The organism is Leuconostoc sp. BM2, from assembly GCF_002095565.1.
Lineage (GTDB): Bacteria > Bacillota > Bacilli > Lactobacillales > Lactobacillaceae > Leuconostoc > Leuconostoc falkenbergense.
In genome coordinates, this window is record NZ_MOWQ01000052.1 from 1 (window position 1) to 8,505 (window position 8,505).

The window sequence follows — 8,505 nt, forward strand, 5'->3', positions numbered from 1 at the left end:
TTATAAGCCTAACATTTTGCAAAACCAATGTGAAGACATCGGTTTATTTTAGTAGTGCTTGATGACCAATTGCAGCATCATAAAAAGAAGCTAAATGCCTTGAAACACTTGACTTCTGGTAGAAAAAGTCATCGTATAATTACCTCGATAATTATCATACCACACAACAAATTGCTGACACCGTCCCTTGAAGCGCGCTTTAAAAAGCGCTATATTGGACTTATTATTAAAAAGGAGTTCATTATGTCTTCAGAAATCACAACGCAATCAATTGCACAATTCCGTGAAGCAACAGCAACATCACAAAATGCAGTTGTTCGCCGTGCCGTCACCAAAAATGGTATTAACAATGCAAGTTACAATCAAGAAGTTGTTAATGCCAATGTTCCAACTTTCGCTATTGACCTTGATACAGGAAAAGTAGCGAATCAAAAGCAATCTGGTCGTTGCTGGATGTTCGCTGCTTTGAATACTATGCGTCATGATATGAAAGATATGTTTCATATCAGCGACGAGTTCCAATTGTCTCAAAGTTATACTTTCTTCTGGGATAAATTTGAAAAAGCTAATTACTTTTATGAGAATATTTTAAATACTGCCAATGAGCCACTAGATTCACGTCGCGTCGCTTTTCTATTAGCCACACCACAACAAGATGGCGGTCAATGGGATATGATTGTTGCCATCATCGACAAGTACGGTGTCGTCCCACAATCAGCTTATCCAGAGTCGCAAGCTTCTTCTGCGTCAAAAGAGTTTAACACGACATTCAACACACTTCTGCGCCACGATGCTGTTATTTTGCGTGAACTAGTAGCTAATCACGCCGGTGAGCAAGAAATTGCAAATACACGTCAGAAAATGTTAGCAAATGTTTACCGCGTTCTGTCAATTACATTTGGTGAACCACCAGTCAAATTTGACTTTGAATATCGTGATGAATCAAAGAACTTCCACATCGAGCATGATTTGACACCAAAAACATATTTTGATAAATTTGTTGGTTGGAATTTGAGCAATTACGTTTCAATTATTAATGCACCCACAGATGACAAGCCATTTAATGCCACTTATAATGTTGATATGCTAGGCAATGTTGTGGGTGGACGAGAAGTTAAACATCTCAACGTGACTATCGATAAAATGAAATCACTTGCTATTGCACAATTGAAGGCAGGTCAAAGCGTCTGGTTTGGTGTTGATATGGGACCACAAGTAGATCGCGACAATGGTTTGATGGCGGACGGCGTCTTTGCAACTGACGCGCTATTTGACATTGATTCAACGATGACAAAGGCCCAACGCCTTGACTATGGCGAAAGTTTAATGACACACGCCATGGTATTGACCGGTGTTGATTTTGACGAAAATGGTCAACCAACCAAGTGGAAAGTCGAAAATTCATGGGGTGAAAAAGCCGGTAAAAAAGGATATTTCACAATGTCTGACGAATGGATGAGTGAGTATGCCTATCAAGTTGTCGTTAAAAAAGAATTCCTCGGCGCTGACTTAGTCGATATTTATGATAACGCTACGCCAAAATTGCTCGCCCCTTGGGACCCAATGGGTGCATTGGCTTAATATTTGGATTAAGGAGCGAAAATTTGGCATGTCGCTAAAAGAAAAATTGGAACGGTTACGTCAATCTGAAGACCAATCTATTTCAGATGATTTGTTAGATCTGATGATTACAAATATTGGCTCACTAGATTCAGAACTACGAGACACGTTAAATTACAACCTATTTGCAGAGGCAGTAACAGCTGGAAACTTAACATTAAAGCAACAGCAAGAAGTAACACAACGTTTGTTGCGTAATCGATTTTTACTCACCAACATTGATAATTCTCAGGACAATGAGTCCATTTTCAAAAGAAGTTTTACGGCACTCTTCTTGGCAGCGTTAGCTTATCGCCACAATAACTCGCCCTTTTTGTCTCAACAACAAGAACGTGAACTTATTAAACAAACGATTTCTTATTTGCAATTAGAACATGATTTCAGAGGTTTAACTTTACACGGCTGGGCTCATGGTATTGCACACAGCGCTGATTTGATTGATGAAATCCTTAATTTTCAATCATTAAATCACCAAGATATTATTGCATTATTGACTGCAATTAAAAATGTATTACATCGTCCATTTTTATTCACAGCCGATGAACCTGGGCGTTTAGTCATACCCATTTAGCATTTGAGTTATATCCAATTGATAACTGATAAAGAGTTGACAGAATGGCTAACCGACTTAAACCATATTAATGCAGATGAATTTGATGCTTATGGTAATGTTTCACTGTTCATGGTTAAGTTACAGTCTGTATTGCTTATCACGGAAAGTTCTGACCACCCTCTTTCAGAAGCTGTGAATCGCATCATTAAAAACAATTATCAACGTTTTGGATACCTTTAATGCTAGTCTTAAAAAGAAACATAGTGTTGTTTTTAACTAACCACTTTGGTTAATTTCGATGACCATTTTTCAATCTTTAAAATAAAAAAACGCGACATATCGGGTGTTTATCTTCCGGTATGCCGTGTTTTTATTTTGGATTCTTATGAAGGACGATTGCCACCTGTTTTAATCATAACCGCAGCTACCACACCACCAATTATCAACAGAATTGCATCCAGACGAATGACATTAATGAAACCATAATCAAATGCTTGTCGAACTGCTAATTCTAATTCATGGGCATAAGGCGTAGCTAAAATGCGCTTGCCAGTAATAATCGCATGTCCGGAAAAAGGACCTGCCTCAACCAAGACTTTGTGTAACGCCGTAATGATAGCACTGGGTACATGACTTAAAGTAACAAAATGATGCGCCAAACCCGATTGGTAGCCATCGGCTAATCGCAATCCTTGGAACACCACACCAAAACTAACGCCAACTTGCATGAAAGTCGAAATCATTCCCGAAGCCATCCCCATTTGATAAGGTTGGACCGACGACATCGCCGCTGTTGTCATTGGCGGATTTATTGAGCCACCTCCAATACCAATAATAATAAATGCAGGCCAGAAATCAGCAAATGTCGCTGTCTCGCTCGTCAATGCGCTCAAGGTAAACAAGCCAATCCCTATAAAGAAAGCTGAAAATGCCAGCATATAGCCATGTCGTAAACGATTTGTCAACATACCAGCGATTGGTCCTAAAATCAGTGAGAAACCTGATATAGTTGCTTGACGCAACCCAGTTTGCCAAGCTGTATAGCCGACATAGTTCTGCATAAAGGTAGAAAGATAAGCAAAAAAGCCATACAAACCAGCACCCAAGAAAAAGGCAATAATAACTGCTCCTGTAAATGAAGATGATTTGAACATGCTCAAATCCATCATGGGATTTTTAGCAGTTTTTTGTCGCCAAATGAACAATGCAAACAAGACAACGGCAGTAGCCAAGTAGCCAGCCACTTGAAGCTCACCCCAACCCCAATCAGTGTGCATTTCCTTTTGAACTAAACCAAAAACCAAAGAAAAGATTGTCCCAGCAGATAATAGCATACCCAAAAAATCGACTTGGCCACTAGCACGGTGGGCCTGTTTGTTAGAAATAAAAAGCCATGCCAAAATTATTGTTACGACACCAACCGGTAAATTAATTGTGAAAATAGATTGCCATGAAAACGCATCAACAAGCCAGCCACCTAACAGTGGACCCGAAGCAGTTGAAAGGCCAATGATCGAACTCAAAATGCCCAAAGCAATACCACGCTCTTTACCATCAAAACTTGTGCCAATTAAAGCAAATGATAATGACATGAGTGCAGATCCTCCGATAGCTTGGACCGCACGGAAAATATGTAACATGCCAATGGTCGTTGATGCAGCGTCAAGTCCTGAACCAATCGTGAAAATGACCAGTCCAACCATGAACATCAATTTACGACCATATAAATCACCTAATTTTGCCCAAATTAACAATAGCACTGAAAAAACTATTGTATATGAGGAAATAACCCATTGTAAATCTGAATATGACGCATTCAAACTGGTTTGAATACTAGGTAAAGCAACATTGACAACTGTCGTGTCAATCAAAGCCATAAACACCCCAAGTGAAATTGCAATTAACGCTAACCAGCGCTTAGGGTTTGTTTTTTCGTGTCCTGAATTTTGCATTATTCTAACTCTCTTTCAATCATGTCGACATAATCTAAATAGGTATTTGCTAAGGCCGCTTGCAATTTATTTGCTTGCAAAGCCGATTTGAAAAAGGATGCATCAGCGTGCTTGAGCATTAATTGACTAATATTTTCTGTGTAGCGGTCACGTTGCGCTTGTTTTTCTGCACGAAAAGCAGCTATGATTTGTTGTGCCAATTTGCTATCAACTAAGCACAAACTAGTGAGTTTAAATAAATAAACTTCGTCCATATGTGCATTATTTTTCACTGGTTCACGCATCAACTCAAAAAACCGATCACGTCCTACTGCTGTAACGTGTATTTTTTTCCTGCTATGCGGGTCTTCTATTATCATTAATTTGCCAGCGGTTTCCATTTTTTCTAATAATGGATATAGTACCCCAAAGCTAACTTTACGGTTTGCGCCTAAAATATTTTCCAGTATAAATCGTAATTTATATGCAGAATGATCAGCATACAATAATTGACCTAATATATATAATTCATACATAATGCCCTCCTTTATTATATCTTTTAGATACTTAAAACACAGTATATCTTTTAGATACTTTTGTCAATTATATTTGCATATAAAAAGAATCAACCTAAGTATAGGTTGATTCTTAATTAAATGCTTACATCATACCTGGCATACCACCTTGTGGCATTGCAGGTGCTTCTTCTTTAGGTTGTTCTGCAACAACTGCTTCAGTCGTTAGCAACAAAGCTGACACTGAGGCGGCATTTTGCAAAGCTGAACGCGTCACCTTGGTTGGATCAACGATACCAGCAGCAATCATGTCAACCCACTCGTCAGTAGCAGCATTGTAACCAAAGCCTTCTTTTTGATCTTTAAGCTTGTTGACAATGACTGAGCCTTCCAAACCAGCGTTTTCAGCAATTTGGCGAACTGGTGATTCAAGCGCCTTAATCACTGTGTTAATACCAGTTTGCACATCACCAGTTTCAGACAATGCCTCAACAGCTGAGATTGCGTTAACCAAAGCCGTACCACCACCAGCAACGAATCCTTCTTCAACGGCAGCACGTGTCGCATTCAAAGCATCTTCGATACGATACTTACGTTCTTTCAATTCAGTTTCTGTGGCTGCACCAACATTAATGACGGCAACACCACCAGCTAGTTTTGCCAAACGTTCTTGTAGCTTTTCACGGTCAAAGTCAGAAGTTGTTTCTGAAATTTGTTGTTTCAAAGTTGCTACACGTTCTGCTGTGGCTTGCTTATCGCCAGCACCTTCAACAATAGTTGTATTGTCCTTAGTAACATTAACCTTAGCAGCTGATCCAAGTTGTTCGATTGTAACATCTTTCAAGTTCAGGCCAAGATCATCAGTAATTACTGTACCACCAGTCAAAATGGCAATATCTTCAAGCTGTGCCTTACGACGGTCACCAAATCCAGGTGCTTTAACAGCTACAACATTGAATGTACCACGCATCTTGTTCAAAACCAATGTTGGCAATGCTTCACCAGTAATATCATCAGCAATAATCAACAATGCACGACCTTGTTCCACAACGCTTTGTAGGACTGGTAAAATGTCTTGAATATTGCTAATCTTCTTGTCAGTAATCAAGATATATGGATTGTCCAAGTTGGCTTCCATCTTATCATTATCAGTGACCATATATTGTGACATGTAGCCACGGTCAAATTGCATACCTTCAACAACATCCAATGTTGTTTCAATACCCTTTGATTCTTCAATCGTAATGACACCATCGTTACCAACTTTGTCCATCGCTTCAGCAATCAAATGACCGACTTCTTCATTAGCAGCTGAAATCGACGCAATTTGAGCAATTTCATCTTTTGTATTGACGGTATGTGACATTTCGTGCAACTTAGCAACTGCTGCTGCCGTTGCTTTTTCAATACCAGTACGAATACCAACAGGATTAGCACCTGCTGTCACGTTTTTTAGGCCTTCGCCAACAATAGCTTGCGTCAAAACTGTGGCTGTTGTTGTACCATCACCAGCGATGTCGTTAGTTTTTGAAGCAACTTCAGCAACTAACTTAGCACCCATATTTTCAAAGTGATCTTCTAATTCAATTGCCTTAGCGATTGTCACACCATCGTTAGTAATGGTTGGTGCACCATAAGATTGCTCTAAGACCACATTGCGACCTTTAGGTCCAATTGTTGTTTTAACTGTATCAGCTAACTTATCAACGCCGGCCTTCATCTTAGAACGTGCGTCTTCTGAAAACTTTAATTCTTTAGCCATGATTTAACTATCTCCTTTGATTTGATTATTATTCAACGATTGCAACAATGTCTTTTTCATGGAGTGACAAATAATCTTGCCCTTCAAATGACACTTCTTGCCCTGCATACTTATCAAACAAGACTTCATCGCCTACTTTAACTGTCAAATCACGAATTGTGCCATCATTCAAGACATAACCCGTTCCCGCAGCTACAACTTTACCAGTAACAGGCTTGTCTTTGGCATTACTTGCCAACACAATCCCACCGACAGTTTGTTCTGCAGCTTCCGTTACTTCAATAATCACACGATCACCTAATGGCTTCAACATGGATTCATACCTCCGAGATTTTTTCATTTTAGCACTCTTTATATGTGAGTGCTAAATACAACTATAAGTATATCACGCTGGTCACAAATGTCAACATTTTTTGATTCAAAATATCAAAATTCAGCCTCTATTTTTAAATAAAAAACTCGTCGGTCATCACGTCACCCACGAGTCATTATTCTATTTGTAAAAATTTTTTTCAGCGGTAAACTAATCAACAAAATTGTTGACAAAATAAGTAAAATGCCAATTAGTTGAAACCCTCTCAAGCGTGTCCCTAGCAATGTCACCGATAAGGTCGTTGCTACCAAAGGTTCAATGGTCCCTAGCAAACTAGCAGACGATGGCTTTAATCCAGCTAAACTCATGACATACAACGCATACGGTATCAACGTCCCAAATATGACAATTGCGATAACAATCCAGATATCTTGCAAGTCAACACCACTCGCAATACGCCACACTGGATGTATGAGATTAGCGACCAGTCCACCTATTAATAATCCCCAACCCACAATCACTAAAGGTGGCGTTTGATGTAACAGCGGTTTTGGGATCAAGGTATACCCCACCAAACCAAATGCTGAAATAACACCCCAATAAAGTGCTCTTGGATTGATTTTCAGATGGTTAATGTCACCATTAGTTACTAACAAGAAGACACCCAATAATGCCAAAATAATCGCAACAAACTCAAGACGTGATGGCCAACGTTTACTATATATACTCATCAACACAACAATAATTGCTGGTCCTAACGATAGAAAGACCGTTGCAGTGGCTGAATCCCCATAATAAACCGACAAAAAGAAACTTGATTGCGCCAGCAACACACCAAAAAGACCAAACAAAACGACCAAAAGTGCTGTATATGTATGTTGCCAAACCGAAAAAACAGCCTCTTTAGTAAATAAGGTCAGCACACAAAGCAAAATCGCCCCTGCACACAGCATTCTCACGCCTACCAGCCATTCTGGCGCCACGGCCTCTTGACGAAATAAAATACTGGCCAGTATACCACTAATGCCAAACAAAGTTGCACTAATAATACCACAAATTATACTTTTAAAAGATGACATATAGTGACCTCAATCTCTAAATTAAAAAATTCACACGTGATTTTATATTATCACAATTTTTATTAAGATTACATCATCGAAGTCAAAAATTTGTATCTTGATTCAGTAGCTATTAAATTAATCGACAAGTTAATGCCAATGAACGTTGCTGCGCTAGTCCCTCAAATCCATTACGCCTGTAAAACTTTTCAGCTGGCGTATGCATTTCTGTCTCTAAAATAATGGCAGGAATATCATTTTTTATCAAATCATTTTTGATTGAAGCGAGTAATTCAGTTCCAACGCCTTGTCCTTGATAGTTCGCATCAACAAAAAAATTATCCAACTGGTATTCAACACCCAAATGCCAAGGTTTCACATATCCCAGTGCCAAAGCTATGATGTGGTCAGATTTTTTATAAACATAGCATCGATTGGTATTCATTTCTAAAAGGCGGGTGATGTAACGAAAAATATCATCATAGTCATTCTGCTCACACCAAGGCGCCTTCGAAAATACGTCAATATATAACGCTGTTGCTCGTGCGATGTCCTCATTAGTCAAAAATGTGATTTCGGATTTCATAATATTTTTCCTCATTAAACATCTTAGCATATTTATAAAAAGGCAGATTGTAAAATTTAAGTTGAACATTTAAGTGGACAGAAAAACCCATCAAGGTCTTTAATGGTGTTACCACAACATTCCATTAGAAAGAAGGACCTTAATGGGCACCACTATTTTATCATTCC

The 8,505-nt window shown here is 38.9% G+C and carries 9 protein-coding genes; 3 read left to right on the plus strand and 6 right to left on the minus strand.

Annotation, left to right across the window (positions count from 1 at the left end; translation table 11 throughout):
* Positions 1-243: 243 nt before the first annotated feature.
* From BMG01_RS09675 to BMG01_RS11490, 3 genes are read left to right on the plus strand one after another with little or no spacing between them, the layout of a single operon-like run.
* Positions 244-1,581 carry a C1 family peptidase gene (locus tag BMG01_RS09675; RefSeq protein WP_036067882.1) on the plus strand — a complete coding sequence of 446 codons (1,338 nt, stop codon included), beginning with the start codon at positions 244-246 and terminating at the stop codon, positions 1,579-1,581.
* Positions 1,582-1,609: 28 nt separating this feature from the next.
* On the plus strand, positions 1,610-2,191 hold the full coding sequence (locus BMG01_RS09680; protein WP_004914833.1) for a DUF2785 domain-containing protein: 582 nt from the start codon (positions 1,610-1,612) through the stop codon (positions 2,189-2,191).
* Positions 2,192-2,209: 18 nt separating this feature from the next.
* Positions 2,210-2,413, plus strand: coding sequence for a hypothetical protein (locus tag BMG01_RS11490; protein WP_004914836.1), 204 nt, complete (start codon positions 2,210-2,212; stop codon positions 2,411-2,413).
* Positions 2,414-2,556: 143 nt separating this feature from the next.
* On the opposite strand, the gene BMG01_RS09685 is transcribed toward BMG01_RS11490, so the two are convergent.
* The 6 genes from BMG01_RS09685 to BMG01_RS09710 form a co-directional block, all read right to left on the minus strand.
* Positions 2,557-4,125 carry an MFS transporter gene (locus BMG01_RS09685; RefSeq protein ID WP_004914837.1) on the minus strand — a complete coding sequence of 523 codons (1,569 nt, stop codon included), beginning with the start codon at positions 4,123-4,125 and terminating at the stop codon, positions 2,557-2,559.
* Positions 4,125-4,640 (minus strand): PadR family transcriptional regulator, encoded by a 516-nt coding sequence (locus tag BMG01_RS09690; RefSeq protein WP_004914839.1) that lies wholly within the window; start codon positions 4,638-4,640, stop codon positions 4,125-4,127. The genes BMG01_RS09685 and BMG01_RS09690 overlap by 1 nt, the downstream gene beginning before the upstream one ends.
* A gap of 124 nt (positions 4,641-4,764) precedes the next feature.
* A complete protein-coding gene (gene groL / locus BMG01_RS09695; protein ID WP_004914840.1) occupies positions 4,765-6,381 on the minus strand; it encodes a chaperonin GroEL in 1,617 nt (538 codons plus the stop codon).
* 28 nt (positions 6,382-6,409) lie between these two features.
* Positions 6,410-6,694, minus strand: coding sequence for a co-chaperone GroES (gene groES / locus BMG01_RS09700; RefSeq protein WP_004914841.1), 285 nt, complete (start codon positions 6,692-6,694; stop codon positions 6,410-6,412).
* Positions 6,695-6,855: 161 nt separating this feature from the next.
* Positions 6,856-7,773, minus strand: a complete 918-nt coding sequence (locus BMG01_RS09705; RefSeq protein ID WP_036067884.1) for a DMT family transporter — start codon at positions 7,771-7,773, stop codon at positions 6,856-6,858.
* Between the two features lie 112 nt (positions 7,774-7,885).
* Positions 7,886-8,338, minus strand: a complete 453-nt coding sequence (locus BMG01_RS09710; RefSeq protein ID WP_036067112.1) for a GNAT family N-acetyltransferase — start codon at positions 8,336-8,338, stop codon at positions 7,886-7,888.
* Between the last annotated feature and the right edge of the window lie 167 nt (positions 8,339-8,505).